Here is an 18,134-nt window from a genome sequence, read left to right as displayed (position 1 = left end):
ATCTAACTATTTATCATTTAAAGGCGATTGATATGACTCCCATACTGGAAGTTAAGGGGCTCTATAAGGTCTTTGGCGACCACCCTGATCGAGCATTTTCACTGATCGATCAAGGCATAGATAAAGACAGCATTTTTGAAAAAACAGGCCTGACGCTGGGCGTAAACGACGTATCTCTTTCGATAAATGAAGGGGAGATTTTTGTCATCATGGGGTTGTCAGGGTCGGGGAAATCAACATTAGTACGGTTACTTAACCGTCTTATTGAGCCGACTCGTGGCAGCGTTTTTTTTAAAGGCGACGACATCGCAAACATTTCTGAAGAGAAGCTGCGCAATGTCCGTCGTAACGATATTTCCATGGTATTTCAAAATTTTGCCTTGATGCCTCATATGACCGTCATTGAGAATGCCGCTTTTGGTCTTGAGCTAGCAGGCGTGAACATCCAGGATCGACAAGCTAGCGCCATGGCAGCATTAGAACGAGTGGGACTAGACGCCTACGCTGAGTCTTTTCCAGACGAGCTGTCGGGCGGGATGAAGCAACGCGTTGGCCTAGCAAGAGCATTAGCTTGTGACCCAGATATACTTTTAATGGATGAAGCTTTTTCTGCTCTTGATCCTTTGATCCGTACTGAAATGCAAGACGAGCTAATCCGACTACAAAATGACGATAAACGCACCATTGTCTTTATTTCCCACGATTTAGATGAAGCTATGCGCATAGGTGACCGTATCGCCATTATGCAAAATGGCGATGTGGTACAAGTCGGCACCCCCGACGAAATTCTACATAATCCAGCCAATGACTATGTGGAAGCATTTTTCCGAGGCGTTAATATTTCTAGTATTTTGACAGTAAAAGAAATCGCCCGAAAAAAACCCGCTGCCGTTTTCAAGAAATCAGAGCTCGACGGCCCCGCCTCTGCAATGCAAATTCTCGTCGATCAAGACCGTCAATATGGCATCGTCATCGATAAAGCATCACGCTACTCCGGAATTGTCTCTGTCGACTCGTTACGCCTTGCTCACAAAGAAAACCGATCTTTGGTAAGCGCTTTATTAGAAAACATCATCACATTACAACCAGAACAGGCCATCAATGATGTCTTAGGTGATGTCGCCAGCGTCCCATACGACGTGCCAGTGGTAGATGAACAAGGCGTTTATTACGGTGTGGTCACGAAATCACGCCTGCTTCATACATTAGATAAGGATTAGTCTCATGTCTTCACAACAAACCAACAGTGATCCTTGGGCACAAACGGAAAATACGACCTCTGACCCATGGTCGCAAACCAATCAAGTTGCAGACGATCCATGGGCACAAGGCAGCGATTCGGCGAATAGCCAAGCAAATAATTGGCTGAATTCAGAAAGTGTCACACAACCGGATTTTGACCCGCTTCACCCATTTCAGGAAGCCGTGGTGCCATTTGGTCACTGGGTAGAAAGCAGTCTTTCTTGGTTAGTGGAATATGGGCGTCCGCTGTTTCAAGCGATACGCGTTCCCATTGATTTCATCTTAAGCTCATTTGAGACCACGCTAGTCTCGACGCCAGCCCCAATTATGCTGTTTATCTTATTTTTACTGGCTTGGCAGTTCTCTAATATTCGCTTGGGCTTGGCGACGATCGCGTCTTTAGTGTTCATTGGTTTAATTGGTGCATGGTCGCAAGCCATGACCACCCTATCGCTGGTTTTAACCTCTGTGTTTTTCTGTTTACTGATTGGTTTACCAGTCGGTATTTGGCTTGCTCGCAGTCCAACAGCTGCAAAGTATGTTCGTCCTATTTTGGATGCTATGCAAACCACACCGGCCTTTGTGTACCTTGTTCCTATCGTCATGCTGTTTGGTATTGGCAATGTTCCCGGAGTCGTCGTGACCATTATTTTCGCGCTCCCTCCAGTCATTCGTCTAACTATTTTAGGCATACAACAAGTACCAGAAGAGCTCATTGAAGCAGGACATTCTTTTGGTGCGAATAAAAAGCAAATGCTTTATCGCATCCAACTTCCGCTTGCTCTTCCCACCATTATGGCAGGGGTTAACCAAACATTAATGCTATCACTCTCCATGGTTGTTATTGCTTCCATGATTGCTGTGGGCGGATTAGGACAAATGGTGTTACGCGGTATCGGTCGCTTGGATATGGGCCTTGCCGCTATCGGAGGGGTAGGCATTGTCATCCTTGCGATCCTGCTGGATCGCATTACGCAAGTATTGGGTATCAACGCTGGCAACACCAAGCAACGTTGGTATCACACAGGTCCTATTTCTTATGTTATCAAGTCAAAAAAACGTTCAACAAAGGAGAACGAAAAATGAGTACCTCATGGAAAACCGCCCTCTCAGTTGGTGTATTGGCGGCGTCTGCCTATACCAGTCCAGCATTTGCTGACTCATTACCGGGCAAAGGCGTATCGATACAGCCATTGCAATCTACTGTGGCAGAAGAGACCTTTCAAACTCTTATCGTTAACCGTGCTCTAGAAGCGCTTGGATATGATGTGCAAGACACAAAAGAGGTCGATTACAACGTTGCCTATACCTCTATTGCGAAAGGCGATGCCACTTTTCTTGCCGTTGGCTGGTTTCCATTACACGCCGACAAATACCAAATGGCGGGCGGTGACGAAAAATTTTATCGTCAAGGCCAATATGTAAGTGGGGCGGCGCAAGGTTATTTAATCGATAAAAAAACTGCCGAGGAGTTTGGTATTACCAACATAGGTCAGCTTAAAGACCCGAAAGTTGCTCAACTGTTTGATGCCAATGATGACGGCAAAGCCGATTTAACTGGCTGTAACCCAGGCTGGGGTTGTGAAATGGTCGTGGAGCATCAACTAGATGCCTTCGAGCTTCGAGATACGGTAACGCATAACCAAGGTAATTACGCGGCAATTATTGCGGATACCATTTCGCGCTACAAAAAAGGGGAGTCCATTTTGTATTACACCTGGACCCCTTACTGGGTAAGTGGCGTTTTGGTACCCGGAAAAGATGTTGTGTGGTTAGAAGTGCCATTCTCATCCTTACCTGGAGATCGTAAAGACGTGGATACGACACTCAGTAATGGCAAAAACTATGGCTTCGAAATGAACGCTATGAGCATTGTCGCGAATAAAACGTTCGCTAAAAACAACCCTGCTGCTGCAAAGCTTTTTGAAATCATGAAGTTGAATATCAATGATGTCAGCGCTCAAAACATGATGATGAGCCAAGGCAAAAACAGCTCAGCGGATATCGAGTCCCACGTTAATGGCTGGATTAAAGCAAACCAGAAACAATTTGATTACTGGGTCTCTGAAGCCAAAAAAGCAGCGCATTAATTTCACTGACGAATAAATGGGGGCAGTAAAAAGTGAGATGTAACTTTACTCTGCCCCCATTTATCAGATCTTCACACAACGTACTGAAAACAGATAATCTTTCGAGCTGGTGGCACGGCGGATTTCGTCCTTATGGGTGTTCCACCAGGAGTAAGCAAGTGTTCTGATAATCGCTTGTTTGTCGCTGGCACTGGTGTTGGTCCAAAACTCAGTATAAGCCCCTTGAGTCAAATAGATTCCATGGAGCTTGACTCCAGCCGGTCTTGCAAAAAATTTATGCTTGTTTACTTGATCCGGTGCAAACTTTTTGAACACACCATTGGCTTGTTTTTCTTTCAGTTGTACACCTAGATTTTGCGCTCCACCACGCCAGCCCTCTTTGTGTATCTCTTCTTCAGGCATACCAATGGTACGCTCCAAGGTTTTCCAGTCTTCGTCCGTGGCGACCCGCCAACCATCAGGGCAAAGCTGGCGATCATCGTGTACATCGTGCCAGCTGTATAAGCGACCGTATGTTAAAAGGTTTTCTGGCGCATTTTTGGGAATCGCACCAGACCTTACTGGCGAGCCGTCTTGAAACATTGTGCTTCTTAAATTTTCAGCCAACCACTCTTGACCACCAATTTTCACGGTGCGATATAGGTTACCTTCCCCATCTTGAACGGTGTTTTCGAGCTGATACAGCTCATGATTGACACCTTGCGCTATTGAGTTCGCTGCCAACACCATACTGACTCCTAGTAATAAAACTTCTTTAATCATAATGAACTCCCCTTTGAAGAAGCTTTAACGCTCGTTGAGGGAGTATTTAATCTTTTCAATAAAGCTGGCATTTGTTCGAGCATGGCCTGATAACCCGCCTCGATGGCCGCTTGTTTACTCTGCCCACCTAGACCTTGCTCGGGCTCATATTGCGGGCGCACTATGATATCGGCACGATTTATTTCATTTTCGCTTAAACGACAGGCCAATAGCCTGAAGGTGGCTAATTGCATTTTTAGGGCGCTGATTTCAGCAGCAGTTTGGTTGCCACAGTAAATATCCACGCCGATGACTATATCCGCTCCCATGGCTTTGGCGTAGTCCACCGGAACCACATGCAATACGCCTCCATCCACCAATAAATGTTGTTGATGCTCCACAGGAACAAAGGCCCCCGGAATAGTCGAAGAGGTTTGCACAGCACGCCCAGGGTTGCCATCTTGTATGAGCACGGCATCGAAGCTGGTCATATCGGTGGCGGTAATGCCGACCGGAATGGACATATCCGATAAGAGTGTTTGCGGCACAGACTGATTTATCCAGTCAGCTAGGTCTTGGCCATTCACTAGGCCACGCTTGGAGACTACAAAATCAGTGACCTTAAGCTCATTAAAATCGTCGATGATTTTTTCTAACGCTTCATAGCTCTGCCCTGACGCATACAAGGTTGCAGCAATAGAACCTGCGGAAGAGCCTGTCACCAAATCGGCCTTTATCCCCTGCTCTGTTAAGGCTTTAATCACCCCTAGATGCATATAACCACGCAATCCACCGCCACCAAAGGCAATCGCCAGGCTATGAGGTTTCGTGGCGACCGAAGCAATCTCCGTTTCCTTTTGTAAGCTTAAGTCTTGGTAGTTATTACTGCGTGCGCAGCCTACTAGCACTGAGACGGCCAAAATAATACACAGCGGCCATAACGCCTGCTTTACACTCACTACAACCCCCATTGAAACGAGGTTTTTTGCTCGGACAGTTGCCATAATTGCTTGCCTGCGGCTTTGTCTAACGCAAGCGGCGCTAACGGGCATTGATCCACCGCCCCAACGGTTTCCATGCGTTTGGTTGGGCCATATAACGCAAGCTCAGACAAAGAAGGCTGTGTCGCACACATGACTTCCGGCCATGCCCCTTTTTCTGCTGACTGCGCCATGATGGGAGCCATTAACGCCCAAATCATCTTGTTTAATGCACTGGCGGTATCTTTCAATAAGTTAGTACGCGAGGCCCCAGGGTGACACACATAAACCCCTAGGGTTTTATTCGCAGCTTTAATACGGCGTTGTAGCTCATAGGCAAACATCATTTGCGCGAGCTTACTTTGTGCATAGGCATTCCATGCGGTGTAATGTTTGTCATAGTTTAAGTCGTCGAACTGAATCTTTTTCAGGCCCATTTTATAAGCGTTACTGCCCACTACGACAATACGACCTTGTGACACCTCTAAGCGCTCAAACAACAAGCCACACAGTAGAAAATGACCAAAATGATTCACGCCCAATTGGCTTTCAAAGCCATTCACCGTGAGTTCTTGCTTCGCCACTTGCGCGATCGCACCGTTGCACAAAAGTGCGTCAATGCGTGCTGTCTGTTGCAACAGGTTTTGTGCTGCACTTCTCACCGAATCAAGGGATGCAAGATCCAGCTGTACGAAGCTAATTTGGGCATTAGCGCCAAACTCTTGTTTTAATAACGCGACGGCTTGCTGTGATTTTTCAAGGTTGCGGTTCATCATCACCACATGAGCGCCTTTCGATAAAAGTAGGCGAGTCGTTTCAAAGCCAGCACCAGAGTTCGCCCCTGTAATCGCATAGGTTTTACCACTTAGGTCATTCATTCTGGCGGGGGTCCAGCCTTGGGGGCCAAACTGTTTTTGTGCTTTCATATTTTGTTATCCTCATCATCTAGGGAGTGTCCCTTAGTTTGTTGAAGTAACTATAGTGATCACACTCCTTAGTAAATAGGCGAATTACTCTCTAATAATTGCCTATTTGTATCACTAGATTGAGTTTCTGTATTTTCGGTGCTAATTTCAGCCCATGAACAAAATGACGATTAAACAACTTATCCAACAACGTATGCCTGAAGATGGTTTGCAAGAAACCGGCATCCAAGGCGTTCGTTTATTTCGTGTATCCGAACCTCACCAATGTGCTCCAGCGGTTTACGAACCATCTATCGTGGCGATCGTAAGTGGCTGCAAAGAAGCGATTTTAGATGGCCACTCCTATCGTTATGACAACCGACACTACCTAGCTTGTAGCATGTCGATGCCACTAGAGACAGGTACCCCAGAGGCTAGCCCTGAGGAGCCTTTACTTGGGGTATACATAACCCTAGATATACGCCTTATGGCCGAAATAGCCCTCGAGATACAAGCGGCATCCAGCCATTCCAGTCAGCAAGAGAAAAAGCCTCCCAGTGGCATCAGTTTGTGCCCATGGCAACCAAATTTCACTGAGGCGCTCTATAGGTTGTTGGAACTCAGTTCAGACCCAACAGATACTAAGGTGCTCGGAGAAAGTCGCTTAAAAGAATTGTATTACACAGTACTCAAAGGCTCTGCTGGAAGTGCAATGATGCAGGCGTTTGGTATCGGCAACAGCATGGCACGCATGATAGAACAAATATCCGCTCGATTAAGTGACCCACTGACGGTTGAAGAGATGGCAGCGCAGGTGGGCATGAGTCGTGCGGCTTTTCATCGCAAATTCAAACAAGCCACCCACCTTTCCCCCATACAATTCATTAAGTCTATGCGCTTGAATAGTGCGGCAATGAATATCTCCGCAGGTATGAATGTAAACGAAGCTGCCTATGCGGTAGGTTATGCCAGTCCTTCCCAATTCAACCGTGAATTTAAGCGTTTATACGGACAGCCACCAAGACAATGGAGTCATGCCAAATGGTCAAAATAGCCTCTTAGTCATTGGCTAATAGACTAGCAATTCGGCGAGACAAAACCGGCACGAGGTGCTGCTCAAACCATGGATTTCGTTTTAGCCAAATGTTGTTACGAGGGCTAGGGTGTGGCAAAGGCACATGGCTTGGCCAGTAGTCCTGCCATGCTTGCACTGTTTGGGTTAGGTTGTTTGGTTTGGCATCGGGTAGGTGGTAAGCAAGTGCATACTTACCTAGCACTAGAGTTAGCTGAATATTGGTCAACTCTGCTAATAAAGCTTCACGCCAAGCAGGAGTGCACTCTGATCTTGGTGGTAAATCACCCGAAGCACCACGCCCGGGGTAACAAAAACCCATGGGCAAAATGGCAAACTTGGTCGCATCATAAAACGTTTCACGAGAGACCCCAAGCCATGCTCTTAGCCTTTCACCACTGGCATCATCAAAGGGCTTGCCGGACTCATGTACTTTCAACCCCGGCGCTTGCCCTGCGATAAGAATGCGGGCTTGCGGATGGTGCTGAATCACTGGTCGAGCTCCAAGAGGCAACTCGGCTTCACACAATGAGCATTGCTGCACTTTTTTGAGTAACTCTTGGGTCAACAGTTTCTCCTACGCTTCTAAATGACGGATATTAATTGCTCTATTTTGAGTACAATCCTCCGCAATTAAAGGGCTAACATAGCACTAATTTTTGGCTATCTAAACTCCGTTACAAATTTCATTTTTAGGCTTTTTATTGTATTGTGGCGTTATATTTGTAGTATTTATTAAAAGGAAAAGAGCATGACAGTGAAGCATTGCTTTTTTAGCCTGCTTATCGTTTTATTGAGTTTCATATCGCTACAAGCCTATAGCACGAACCTACCGGCCTACGAAGTATCTAGCGCACCTTTTAAGTTAGAGCACTTTGAGATTGAATTTTATATCGACGCTACTGAAAAGATGGATTTTGAGACGGTCCAACAACAGACTTTCACGCCTGCCCGCAACAACTTGGCCCTTGGTCTTAAAGCCCCTGTCACTTGGATCAGAATCCCTTTATCAAACACAAGCTCAAAGCTTAAGACTGTATATTTGCATTTCCCCTACGCTTTTCACAATAACGAACTGACCTTGTTTTCAGTAACAGATGGCCAAGCCCCAAAACAAAAATCCATCGATTTTAGCAAACAGGGTGATCAGCCTTGGATGTATCGAGGTAATGCGGTTTTTGATATTGAGATTCCAGCCAACGAACACGTCACAGTTTACTTAAAAAGCGTTGCTTACGTTAGCCAGTGGTTCAGTCTCCAACTTTATGATGATGAACAATCCAAACGAGCATTAACCGGCCTTTATACGGATGTCTCCATTATTATTGGTATGCTACTCGCTCTAACCATTTACAATCTTTTTTTATTCCTTTCCTCACGTTTGTTCGAGCACCTATATTATGCCTGCTACTTAATCACGGCTGGGGTTTGGATTGGCATGACTTATGGTTTTTTTGCCGATGTACTGAACGTATATGGACCAGCGTCTCACAATGGCTTTTTAAGCTTAATCTTGATGCCAATTTTTTTACTGCTTTTCATGGCGCGCATTTTCGAAACCAAGAAGCACTACCCTGTTGAGCATTGGTTGTTAATGGCCATCAGTGTGATCTTAGCTATCAACTTGATATTCGGTGTTTTCAACCTAGTGGGTGCACTTAAAATGGCCACCGCTTTGGCGGCTATGATGATGCTCGTGAGTCTCTCTGTGAGCCTTTCCATGTTGTTTCGTAAACACCCTCTCGCCCCGTATTTCCTATTGGCGCATGGTCTGTTTATCGGTTTTAGCGTGGTATCTGTATTATTTTTTAATGGTAAAGTAGCGTTTAATTACATCACTAGCCATGCCGTTAGCATTGGCATCTTGCTGGAAGCGTTAATCCTAGCCTTGATCATTTCTTACCGTATTCGCATCCTACAAAAGATTAAAGACGAACAGTCTGCTTTGGAGCAATTGGCGTCCACAGACCCGCTTACTAAGCTCTTTAATCGACGAGCATTCACGGACACCACCAGCCAGTTGATGGCTCAGGCCAAGTATACGGAACGCCCAATCTGTATTGCTCTTATAGATATAGATTTATTTAAAAAGGTCAATGACAGCTATGGCCATAGTGTGGGTGATAAAGTCATTGTACGATTGGCCGAAGAATTACAAACCCAGTGCCGTTTAGAAGATTTACCGGCTCGATTTGGTGGCGAAGAGTTTATTATTTTTATCCCCAAAACCTCTCTACCAGATGCCAAAGCCTTTGTAGAACGCATCCGTCGTAATATCGAAGAAACTCTAGTGATCACGGACAGCAACGAAGAAGTTGCTTTCACTATCAGTATTGGCTTGGCTTTAGTGGATAAGCAGTATCCCAACCTTGAACATACGATTGATCTGGCCGATCAAGCCCTGTATCTCGCCAAAGAGCAAGGTCGTAACCAAACCTGTACTTTCTTAGAGCTCCCCTCGGAAAGCAAAAAACAAGCAAATACTCTAGAATAGCGTCAAAAAGCGACCGTCGTATAGGGTCACCTAATAGCAAGCGTGTTGTGATACACTCATGGTAATTTTTAACCGACTCTAATGTGTGGAATATTGACTCCTTATGGATAAACATACTGGCAATTTATTTATTCTTTCGGCTCCCTCTGGGGCGGGAAAATCAACCTTATATAAGGCGTTACTAAAGCAGGACGAACACGTCCGTATTTCTATTTCCCACACCACCAGAGCACCACGAGAAGGCGAAGAACATGGTCGTGAATATTACTTCACCGACCCTGAATCTTTTCTGGATATGATTGCGGAAGATGAGTTTTTTGAGCATGCTCAAGTGTTCGATAATTACTACGGCACCTCCAAGGCCTCAATTTTCGGCATGCTAGAGCAAGGGTTAGATGTTATCTTAGAGATAGATTGGCAAGGGGCAAGACAAGTCCGACAACTGTACCCAGAAGCCATTGGCATCTTTATCCTACCACCTTCATTGAAGGATTTAGAGCTTCGCTTAAATGGCCGCGGAACCGACTCAGAAGATGTCATCAAACGCCGTATGGACAAAGCGATCAGTGAAATGTCGCACTACCATGAATACGATTTCGTGATCATAAATGACGACTTTGATGCAGCATTGTCACAAATGGCCGGTATTTTCCAAGCAATGCGTAACAAAACACCGGTTATGCAACAAAAACACAACAATCTTATCAATGATCTCTTGTCATTATGAGAACCCGTTAAGTAGAATTACACTTTGCAAAACAGATAATCGATTATAGAGGTCAAAATGGCTCGAGTTACCGTAGAAGATTGCTTAGAAAACGTTGATAACCGCTTTGAATTAGTGATGGTTGCGTCTAAACGCGCGCGTCAACTCGCCACAGGTGGTGAAGAAGCAAAAGTACCATACGAAGACGATAAAGTTACCGTTGTTGCCCTTCGTGAAATTGCTGAGAATCTAATCAACGCAGAAAACGTTGATCAGCAAAAACAGCCTGTTCACGAGTTTTAATTTTGATGGTGTCGCTCATGCCACTGTTGTCGCACTTCCTACATGCTGTTGTGAGGTGAGCGATGTACACCATTGAGGATTTAGCCGTAACCCTAAGCCAGTATTTACCTATCGAGCAAGTTGCTCAGGTAAAGCGAGCTTATTATTACGCAGAACAAGCCCACGACGGCCAACGTCGTAAAAGTGGCGAGCCCTATGTTACTCACCCTCTCGCTGTTGCAGAAATTCTTGCGGGATTGCGCATGGACTGCGACGGTCTAACCGCTGCCTTGCTACATGATGTGATCGAAGACACTGGCATCAGCCGTGAAGCGCTCACCAAGCAATTTGGCGCAGGGGTAGCCAGCCTAGTGGATGGCGTGAGTAAGCTGACCCACCTAGAGTTTAATAGCCAAGTCGAGAAGCAAGCTCATAACTTCCAGAAAATGGCCATGGCCATGGCCGATGACATTCGCGTCATTCTGGTGAAACTGGCCGACCGCTTGCACAACATGCGCACCTTGGATGCTATGCCCGCCCACAAAAAGCGACGTATAGCCCGCGAAACCCTAGATATTTATGCCCCTATTGCAAACCGTTTGGGTATGTATAACGTTCGTGTTGATCTAGAGTCCCTCGCCTTCCAAGCCTACTACCCAATGCGGGCTCGCATGTTACAAAAGGCCATCCATAAGAAATATGGCCAACAGCGCATTAAAGACACCCAAAAACTTGAAGATACGATCCGTGCCGAACTGGCTGCCGACTATATAGAAGCGGCCATCAGCGTGCGCGAAAAGCACATTTACAGTATTTACCAAAAAATGGACAAAAAGCGCCGTTCTTTGGATGAAATCATGGATGTGATGGGTGTTCGCATCGTGACCGATCGTCACGATAGCTGTTATCGAATTCTTGGGGTGATTCACTCCCTATTTAAGCCAATTGAAGGTCGTTTCAAAGATTATATTGCCGTACCGAAATCTAATGGTTACCAGTCGTTGCACACCACTGTGCTAGGGACCAATGGCATTCCAATGGAAGTACAAATCCGTACGGAAGAAATGGATTTAGTGGCCAATAACGGTATTGCTGCGCACTGGGCTTATAAGGTGAATGGGCCATCTAATTCCCCAAACAACCATGACAGAGCGACAAAATGGGTGCAAAGCTTGCTGGAAATGCAGCAAAAAGCGCGCAACCCAGTAGAGTTTGTAGACGAAGTGAAAAGCGACCTTTTCCCTGATGAGGTGTACGTCTTTACACCAAACGGTGAAATTATTGAATTGCCTTCTGGGGCAACACCGGTCGATTTCGCTTACGGTGTCCACACCGAGATCGGTAACACCTGTATTTCCTGTCGTATCAACCGCCGCTTAGCGCCGTTGAGCACCCAGTTAGAAAGCGGTCAAACCGTCGAGATTATTACCGCGAAGAATGCTCAACCAAATGTGGCTTGGCTTAGTTTCGCCATTACCGGTAAGGCACGTACCAATATTCGCCATTACCTAAAAGATAAACAACGAGAGAACGCTATTACGATAGGCCATCGTTTGTTGACTCGTTCGTTAAATGCCTTCAAGTCCAACATGGATGATTTAACGCCTGGGCAAATTGATTCGGTATTACAGAATCATCAATTAACCTCAATGGATGATCTGCTTGAATCCATCGGTAAAGGGCGTCATGTAGGTTATTTGGTTGCCCGTGAGCTTTTCCCGAATGTAGACGAAGATACTTTAATCACACCAAAATCCTTTAAGGTGAATGGTTCGGAAGGCATGCTTATTTCCTATGCAAAATGCTGCGCGCCGATACCTGGGGACCCTATCGTCGGCTATGTACAAGTGGATAAGGGCATTATTATTCACCATGTAAACTGCCCGAATATTCAGGATCATTTGTCCAACCCTGAGCGCTTTATTCGCATGGCTTGGGGCAAAGAAATTGAAGAAGAATTAGAGATCAGCCTCATTGTAAGTTACATCAATGAGCGTGGTGCCGTGGCGAAAATCGCCAGTTCCATCAGTGACACCGATTTCCAAGTGTCGAATTTGGACATTATTGAGCGTGGCCGTGTGAGCCGTTTAAGATTGAGCATTACTATTTCCAGTCGAGTTGGCTTGGCCGATGTTATGCGTCGCATTAAAGCCGTGCGTTGCGTGGAAAAAGTCACTCGCGAAACGATTGTTGGCCGCTAATTTTTATAATTTGTTGAAAAGCGTTTCCACGCTTTTTTGTTTTCTTACCTTTTGAATTGGAATCATGACTATGTCTAAGCAAGTTATTCATACTGAAAATGCACCGGCCGCTATTGGCCCATACTCTCAAGCTGTTCGCGCTGGCAACACAGTATATTTGTCCGGCCAAATTCCTTTGGTTCCTGAAACAATGGAAATTATCAGCGAAGACGTTGTTGAGCAAACGACTCAGGTTTTCAAAAACCTACAAGCTGTTTGTGAAGCCGCTGGAGGCTCTTTGGAAAACATCGTTAAACTTAACATCTTCATGACTGACCTTGGCAACTTTGCCACGGTAAACGAAGTGATGACACAGTTCTTCAAAGAACCTTACCCTGCTCGTGCTGCCATGGGTGTACGCGCTTTGCCGAAAAATGTTCAAGTAGAAATTGAAGGCATCATGGTGTTAGAAGACTAATTCCGTCCTCTCAACATTCATTATAAAAAAAGAGACCTAGGTCTCTTTTTTTATGGGTGCAACGTCAAATAATCGTGAAGAATCTGCTGATAACCCGAGACATAACTTGGGTATTGAGGCTGCCAGCCTTGGGATAACAAGTACTGCGCATAAATACGCTTGCCAGAGCTTGGTGTAAAGTGCTCAATCTCACTGACCGCTGGGCGTACCCCTAATTGCGTCGCTAACCAAAGCTTCACTTCCCACATAGATACAGGGGTTTGATCCGTTATGATCACATGAGGCGGTAAAGATGCTCCTTGCAAAGCCCGTTGGGCCAACAAACTTAACCCTGTCACTACATCGTCTCGATGCACTCGGTTAGTCCAACTATTATGAGACCAGTCCACTGCACTTTGCACCTTATCCAGCATACGAAAGCGCCCTGGGCCATAAATCCCCGAACAACGAACCGCCACGCTAGGTAATGCGTCAGCCAGAAACTGCTCAGTTTCCACCAGCACCTTGGCCGTAGAGCTTAGAGGCATAACGGGGCTACTTTCATCTACCCACGCTCCATCGCTTTGTCCATAAACACTGGTACTGGAAACAAAAAGCACCTGTGGCTTCGAGCCAGCTTGATCTTGGTAGCGGCGCACGAGAACTTTCGCTGTTTCTAAATAAGCTAAGCGGTAAGCTTGCTCCGTACGTCCTTGAGGTGTCATGATCAAAAAAATAACCTGCACATCCGGCAAGCAACTTGGGTCTAGGCTCAATAGGTCTGCAGTGATGCCTTCCACGCCTTGAGGAAATTCTTGTCCTTGGCGGCGAATGCCAACCACTTGGTGACCCTGGCTCACTAACTGTTCTGCGACACCAGAACCTAAATCACCACACCCAGCAATGAGTACCTTTGCCATTCAACACCTCTCAATTACAACACAGCAGATCGTTGCTATATTGCGCCAATAAAGAAAAAACTGTGATCGAGTATACTTTATCAGCTATTCTATTATCATAGTTATTGGCAATGAATTTTCTATGCATTTACGAGGTGCCCTATGACGTTGACCGAATTGAAATACATAGTAATGCTGGCGGAAGAAAAGCATTTTGGCCGAGCAGCGGAGCGCAGCTATGTATCCCAGCCAACGCTTAGCGTCGCCGTCAAAAAGCTTGAAGAAGAGCTAGGTGCGGCTATTTTTGAGCGCAGCAAAAGTGCGGTTTACATCACCCCTATAGGCACTCAGATTATTGCTCAAGCAAAACGTGTGTTAGAACAAGCGAATATGATCAAAGAACTTGCCTCTTCTGGTCAAAACCAATTAAAAGGCCCACTAAAAGTTGGCGCGATTTTTACCATCGCCCCTTACCTATTCCCTTTTATGATTCCAGCCCTGCAGCAGATTACTTCTGGCATGCCGCTCATCATTGAAGAAGACCTCACCGAGAATCTACGCCCTAAACTGCGCAACGGTGAACTCGATGCCATCATTGTTGCACTGCCTTTCCATGAGCCTGATGTGGTTACTCAACCCATCTATGAAGAAGAGTTCGTGGTGCTTATGCAAAAAGGCCACGCATGGGCACAGCTGGATGAAATTCAAACAGACCAACTGACCACCGACAACCTATTACTACTGGGCAAAGGACATTGCTTCAGCGAGCAAGTATTGGAAGCCTGCCCACTAATTAATGAAGCAGAGTTTAGTGATGGTCGAACCATCGTCAATGGCAGCTCCCTTGAAACCATTCGTTACATGGTGGCTTCTGGACTGGGTGTTACCGTTTTGCCTAAGTCTGCAGTGACCAACATAGACCGGTCGCTGTTGGATGTGCGTCCTTTCACTCAGCCTGCCCCTAGACGTACCGTAGCACTGGCTTGGCGTGCTAGTTTCCCTCGCCCGAAAGCCATAGAAGCCGTGAGTCAGTCTATTCGCGATGCTTGTAAGAAACTTGATCTCTAATCCTTATGATTGATAGTCTGGATACGCAAGACATTAAGGAACTAAAAGGTGTTGGTTTGGCTATGGCTGAAAAGCTGGCTAAACTGCATCTTCACACGATTCAAGACTTGTTGTTCCATCTGCCAATTCGCTACCAAGACCGTACCCGCGTGGTGCCAATTGGACAGCTACGTTTTGGTGACGAAGCAGTCATAGAGGGCGAAGTAACCGGCTGCGATATTAAAATGGGCAAACGCCGCAGCCTGATATGCCGATTAAAAGACTCTTCGGGATCTTTGCATTTACGCTTCTTTCACTTTTCTGCCGCACAGAAGAAGCAGCTAGAAAATGGCAAACGCTTACGTTGCTTTGGTGAAATCCGTCGCGGCAGCACGGGATTTGAAATATACCACCCAGAATATAGCGTTATCAGTGAACAAGAGCCTCCTTTAGAGTCGGCTCAGCTTACTCCTATTTATCCTCTTACCGAGGGGCTCACACAAACCAAGATTCGCTCTTTGTGTGACCAAGCATTAGAACGCCTCACTGATCACAACTTACGGGAGTGGTTGCCAGAGACTTTGCGCCAACAATTTAGTTTACCCTCTCTCAAAGAAGCCATTGAATTTCTGCATCACCCATGGCGCGATGTGAATCTAGAGCAGTTAAAAGCGGGCAGCCATCCTGCTCAATATCGTTTGTCCTTCGAAGAGCTGATGGCGCACCAGTTGTCGTTAATTGGTAAACGAGTACAAGCCAAGCAAGACAATGCGATCGTGGTGCCCGAGGCTGGTGATCTTAGCCAAGCACTATTAACACAGCTGCCATTTTCGCCTACAGGCGCCCAACAGCGAGTCTTTGGCGAGATTCTTAAGGACCTTAAAACAGGCCAGCCCATGTTACGCCTAGTGCAAGGAGACGTCGGTTCAGGAAAAACCTTAGTCGCCGCGCTCGCCGCGGCCAGCGTAGTACAAGCGGGTTTTCAAGTGGCGATTATGGCACCTACGGAAATTCTAGCGGAACAACACTATCGCAATTTCCGCCAATGGTTTGAGCCACTGGGTTTAAAAGTCGCTTGGATGACCGGCAAACTCAAGGGCAAAGCACGAGCCAAGGAGCTCGAAGACATTTCCTCTGGCGCGGCAGAAGTGGTCGTGGGAACCCATGCGTTGTTCCAAGAAAGTATTGAGTTTGACCGCTTGGCTCTGGCGATCATAGATGAGCAGCATAGATTCGGCGTACACCAACGTATGGCTCTGCGCGAAAAGGGCTTGAAGAACGGTTACCAACCCCACCAGCTGATTATGACCGCCACACCGATTCCGCGTACCTTAGCCATGTCAGCCTATGCCGACTTGGACTGCTCGATCATTGACGAGCTGCCTCCTGGTCGCACCCCGGTCAACACCATTGTGGTGTCTGATCAACGCCGCCAAGAAGTCATTAGTCGAGTAAAAAGTGCCTGTGAAGAAGGCAAGCAAGCCTATTGGGTGTGTACTCTGATCGAAGAATCTGAAGCCTTGCAGTGCCAAGCGGCAGAAGATGCTGCCGTGCTATTGCAAGAACAGCTAAGCAACTTAGCCATTGGTTTGGTGCATGGCCGCTTAAAAGCCCAAGAGAAAGCCGACATTATGGCCCGCTTCAAAGCCGGAGAGATCCAACTTCTCGTCGCAACCACTGTGATTGAAGTTGGGGTAGATGTACCCAATGCCAGCCTGATGGTAATCGAGAACCCCGAGCGTTTAGGCTTGGCTCAACTGCACCAATTGCGTGGCCGAGTGGGGCGTGGGCAAACGGCCAGTCATTGCGTTCTATTGTATAAAGCACCACTGGGACAACAAGGTAAAGAAAGGTTGTCCACTATGCGAGAAACCAGTGACGGTTTTAAAATAGCCGAGAAAGATTTGGAGTTACGCGGTCCCGGTGAATTATTAGGCTCTCGCCAAACGGGCTTATGGGAGTTTAAAGTGGCCGATTTACAAAGAGATAAAGCCTTATTAGATGACGTGCAGAAAGCCGCTACTTGGCTTTATCAGCATCAACCAGATCACATTTCACCACTGCTTAGTCGCTGGTTGCCAAACCATAGCCAATATTTAAACGTTTAATTTTTAACAATGGGTACTGTGCTAACAAATAATCTCTTTATTGCTTGCGTCTGCTTAAAATATGGTCAAAAATTCACCGTGAAATAAGCCTCTATAGCTGGTTAATAATTAAGTGGGTTAGCTATGTACAGCTCTGAAGAACAAGCACTACAACTCTCCAACATTTCTATGAATGGCTGTGGCTACCGTATTGCGGAAGACCGAGTCATCATCTCCATTGATAAAATCAAGAGTAACCGCTCTTCAGACAACCTTAGCGGCACGCTACAGGTTCAGCTCTGTGCGTTAAGCCAAAACTCAGGGCAACTACAAGAGTATCGTATGGCCTCTACCACTATTGGGGAACTTGCTGGGCAATGTGAATTAACCCAATGTGAGTACGATTTGATCTTTGAAGAACCACCTGCTGGGGTTTGGCAGTTCATACTGCAGATTAACGAATGGAGTGGCCAAGCCTACACTTTATGTGACAGTGCTTATTTTGAAGTGCCTTATGAAACCGATCTAACGCAAACTTACCCTGTTACGGAAGTTGTCACCAGTACAACGGAATCAGCCGTTGTCGAAACCACCACAGACGACGTCGCAACGGACGATCTAGTGCCATTACCTGAGCAAGTCGCTCAGCAAGCAGAATTCTCTGCAGTAGAAGAAACCCAAGACTCGGCTTCACCGAGCACTAAGCCTTCTGTAAAAAAAAACTCAAAAGCTGGCTGCGACGACTTATCCCTCATTAACCAAGCCAAAAAAGCCCAGCTTAGAAGCCTTAAGGTCATTCATAAAAAGGTTTTGGAAAAGTTAATCGCAGAAAGACCATTTAAAAGCATGAAAGCAGTTCTAAATGTTAAAGGCATGGGACCCAAAATATTAGATCGTATACTTCAGCAACTTCACCAACAAAAAAATGGGGAATAAAGCCAACCAAGCATTG

Annotated in this window: 17 protein-coding genes; 12 read left to right on the top strand and 5 right to left on the bottom strand. The window is 46.2% G+C overall.

Annotated features, from left to right (window positions below; all coding sequences use genetic code 11):
• Nucleotides 1-32 precede the first annotated feature (32 nt).
• The 3 genes from proV to proX are packed head-to-tail and all read left to right on the top strand — an operon-like array spanning nucleotide 33 to nucleotide 3,332.
• A complete protein-coding gene (proV, locus tag ABJF92_RS04285) occupies nucleotides 33-1,220 on the top strand; it encodes a glycine betaine/L-proline ABC transporter ATP-binding protein ProV (RefSeq protein ID WP_446814604.1) in 1,188 nt (395 codons plus the stop codon).
• Nucleotides 1,221-1,224: 4 nt separating this feature from the next.
• Entirely contained in the window at nucleotides 1,225-2,328 is a 1,104-nt protein-coding gene (proW, locus tag ABJF92_RS04280; protein WP_446814603.1) for a glycine betaine/L-proline ABC transporter permease ProW, read from the top strand.
• Complete coding sequence (proX, locus tag ABJF92_RS04275) at nucleotides 2,325-3,332, top strand: glycine betaine/L-proline ABC transporter substrate-binding protein ProX (protein ID WP_446814602.1); 1,008 nt, start codon at nucleotides 2,325-2,327, stop codon at nucleotides 3,330-3,332. The genes proW and proX overlap by 4 nt, the downstream gene beginning before the upstream one ends.
• Nucleotides 3,333-3,395: 63 nt before the next feature.
• Here proX and ABJF92_RS04270 read toward each other — a convergent pair whose 3' ends face one another.
• The 3 genes from ABJF92_RS04270 to ABJF92_RS04260 are packed head-to-tail and all read right to left on the bottom strand — an operon-like array spanning nucleotide 3,396 to nucleotide 5,979.
• Nucleotides 3,396-4,094, bottom strand: coding sequence for a fibrobacter succinogenes major paralogous domain-containing protein (locus tag ABJF92_RS04270; protein ID WP_446814601.1), 699 nt, complete (start codon nucleotides 4,092-4,094; stop codon nucleotides 3,396-3,398).
• The gene (locus tag ABJF92_RS04265; RefSeq protein WP_446814600.1) at nucleotides 4,091-5,032 is read right to left on the bottom strand and encodes a patatin-like phospholipase family protein; all 942 of its coding nucleotides are present in this window, start codon (nucleotides 5,030-5,032) and stop codon (nucleotides 4,091-4,093) included. Before ABJF92_RS04265 ends, ABJF92_RS04270 begins: the two co-directional genes overlap by 4 nt.
• Nucleotides 5,032-5,979, bottom strand: coding sequence for an SDR family oxidoreductase (locus ABJF92_RS04260; RefSeq protein ID WP_446814599.1), 948 nt, complete (start codon nucleotides 5,977-5,979; stop codon nucleotides 5,032-5,034). Before ABJF92_RS04260 ends, ABJF92_RS04265 begins: the two co-directional genes overlap by 1 nt.
• A 163-nt stretch (nucleotides 5,980-6,142) precedes the next feature.
• Between ABJF92_RS04260 and ABJF92_RS04255 the strand changes: the two genes are divergently transcribed.
• On the top strand, nucleotides 6,143-7,012 hold the full coding sequence (locus ABJF92_RS04255; RefSeq protein WP_446814598.1) for an AraC family transcriptional regulator: 870 nt from the start codon (nucleotides 6,143-6,145) through the stop codon (nucleotides 7,010-7,012).
• A 4-nt stretch (nucleotides 7,013-7,016) separates the two neighbouring features.
• Here ABJF92_RS04255 and ABJF92_RS04250 read toward each other — a convergent pair whose 3' ends face one another.
• Nucleotides 7,017-7,598: a uracil-DNA glycosylase family protein gene (locus ABJF92_RS04250; protein WP_446814597.1), complete on the bottom strand. Its 582-nt coding sequence runs from the start codon at nucleotides 7,596-7,598 to the stop codon at nucleotides 7,017-7,019.
• 183 nt (nucleotides 7,599-7,781) lie between these two features.
• On the opposite strand from ABJF92_RS04250, the gene ABJF92_RS04245 reads away from it, so the two are divergent.
• From ABJF92_RS04245 to ABJF92_RS04225, 5 genes are all read left to right on the top strand, one after another.
• Entirely contained in the window at nucleotides 7,782-9,524 is a 1,743-nt protein-coding gene (locus ABJF92_RS04245; RefSeq protein WP_446814596.1) for a sensor domain-containing diguanylate cyclase, read from the top strand.
• Between the two features lie 103 nt (nucleotides 9,525-9,627).
• On the top strand, nucleotides 9,628-10,251 hold the full coding sequence (gene gmk / locus ABJF92_RS04240) for a guanylate kinase (RefSeq protein ID WP_446814595.1): 624 nt from the start codon (nucleotides 9,628-9,630) through the stop codon (nucleotides 10,249-10,251).
• Between the two features lie 57 nt (nucleotides 10,252-10,308).
• Nucleotides 10,309-10,533, top strand: coding sequence for a DNA-directed RNA polymerase subunit omega (gene rpoZ / locus ABJF92_RS04235; protein WP_445976382.1), 225 nt, complete (start codon nucleotides 10,309-10,311; stop codon nucleotides 10,531-10,533).
• Between the two features lie 62 nt (nucleotides 10,534-10,595).
• Nucleotides 10,596-12,713 carry a RelA/SpoT family protein gene (locus ABJF92_RS04230; protein ID WP_446814594.1) on the top strand — a complete coding sequence of 706 codons (2,118 nt, stop codon included), beginning with the start codon at nucleotides 10,596-10,598 and terminating at the stop codon, nucleotides 12,711-12,713.
• A 70-nt stretch (nucleotides 12,714-12,783) separates the two neighbouring features.
• Nucleotides 12,784-13,170, top strand: coding sequence for a RidA family protein (locus tag ABJF92_RS04225; RefSeq protein ID WP_445976384.1), 387 nt, complete (start codon nucleotides 12,784-12,786; stop codon nucleotides 13,168-13,170).
• Nucleotides 13,171-13,220: 50 nt separating this feature from the next.
• Here the strand turns inward: ABJF92_RS04225 and ABJF92_RS04220 are convergent, their stop codons facing one another.
• Nucleotides 13,221-14,069 carry an NAD-dependent epimerase/dehydratase family protein gene (locus ABJF92_RS04220; RefSeq protein WP_446814593.1) on the bottom strand — a complete coding sequence of 283 codons (849 nt, stop codon included), beginning with the start codon at nucleotides 14,067-14,069 and terminating at the stop codon, nucleotides 13,221-13,223.
• 141 nt (nucleotides 14,070-14,210) lie between these two features.
• On the opposite strand from ABJF92_RS04220, the gene ABJF92_RS04215 reads away from it, so the two are divergent.
• The 3 genes from ABJF92_RS04215 (at nucleotide 14,211) to ABJF92_RS04205 (ending at nucleotide 18,118) form a co-directional block, all read left to right on the top strand.
• On the top strand, nucleotides 14,211-15,116 hold the full coding sequence (locus ABJF92_RS04215; RefSeq protein ID WP_446814592.1) for a hydrogen peroxide-inducible genes activator: 906 nt from the start codon (nucleotides 14,211-14,213) through the stop codon (nucleotides 15,114-15,116).
• Nucleotides 15,117-15,121: 5 nt separating this feature from the next.
• Entirely contained in the window at nucleotides 15,122-17,203 is a 2,082-nt protein-coding gene (gene recG / locus ABJF92_RS04210) for an ATP-dependent DNA helicase RecG (RefSeq protein ID WP_446814591.1), read from the top strand.
• Nucleotides 17,204-17,326: 123 nt separating this feature from the next.
• Nucleotides 17,327-18,118: a ComEA family DNA-binding protein gene (locus tag ABJF92_RS04205; protein ID WP_446814590.1), complete on the top strand. Its 792-nt coding sequence runs from the start codon at nucleotides 17,327-17,329 to the stop codon at nucleotides 18,116-18,118.
• Nucleotides 18,119-18,134 lie beyond the last annotated feature (16 nt).

It is taken from the genome of Marinomonas sp., assembly GCF_039940335.1.
GTDB lineage: Bacteria > Pseudomonadota > Gammaproteobacteria > Pseudomonadales > Marinomonadaceae > Marinomonas.
Note: the sequence above shows the minus strand (reverse complement) of the source record. Positions and strands in the feature narration are given on the sequence as shown.

Coding starts and splice junctions, on each gene's coding strand:
- proV (WP_446814604.1), top strand. CDS start 33: ATGACTCCCATACTGGAAGTTAAGGGGCTCTATAAGGTCTTTGGCGAC.
- proW (WP_446814603.1), top strand. CDS start 1,225: ATGTCTTCACAACAAACCAACAGTGATCCTTGGGCACAAACGGAAAAT.
- proX (WP_446814602.1), top strand. CDS start 2,325: ATGAGTACCTCATGGAAAACCGCCCTCTCAGTTGGTGTATTGGCGGCG.
- ABJF92_RS04270 (WP_446814601.1), bottom strand. CDS start 4,094: ATGATTAAAGAAGTTTTATTACTAGGAGTCAGTATGGTGTTGGCAGCG.
- ABJF92_RS04260 (WP_446814599.1), bottom strand. CDS start 5,979: ATGAAAGCACAAAAACAGTTTGGCCCCCAAGGCTGGACCCCCGCCAGA.
- ABJF92_RS04255 (WP_446814598.1), top strand. CDS start 6,143: ATGACGATTAAACAACTTATCCAACAACGTATGCCTGAAGATGGTTTG.
- ABJF92_RS04245 (WP_446814596.1), top strand. CDS start 7,782: ATGACAGTGAAGCATTGCTTTTTTAGCCTGCTTATCGTTTTATTGAGT.
- gmk (WP_446814595.1), top strand. CDS start 9,628: ATGGATAAACATACTGGCAATTTATTTATTCTTTCGGCTCCCTCTGGG.
- rpoZ (WP_445976382.1), top strand. CDS start 10,309: ATGGCTCGAGTTACCGTAGAAGATTGCTTAGAAAACGTTGATAACCGC.
- ABJF92_RS04230 (WP_446814594.1), top strand. CDS start 10,596: ATGTACACCATTGAGGATTTAGCCGTAACCCTAAGCCAGTATTTACCT.
- ABJF92_RS04225 (WP_445976384.1), top strand. CDS start 12,784: ATGTCTAAGCAAGTTATTCATACTGAAAATGCACCGGCCGCTATTGGC.
- ABJF92_RS04220 (WP_446814593.1), bottom strand. CDS start 14,069: ATGGCAAAGGTACTCATTGCTGGGTGTGGTGATTTAGGTTCTGGTGTC.
- ABJF92_RS04215 (WP_446814592.1), top strand. CDS start 14,211: ATGACGTTGACCGAATTGAAATACATAGTAATGCTGGCGGAAGAAAAG.
- recG (WP_446814591.1), top strand. CDS start 15,122: ATGATTGATAGTCTGGATACGCAAGACATTAAGGAACTAAAAGGTGTT.
- ABJF92_RS04205 (WP_446814590.1), top strand. CDS start 17,327: ATGTACAGCTCTGAAGAACAAGCACTACAACTCTCCAACATTTCTATG.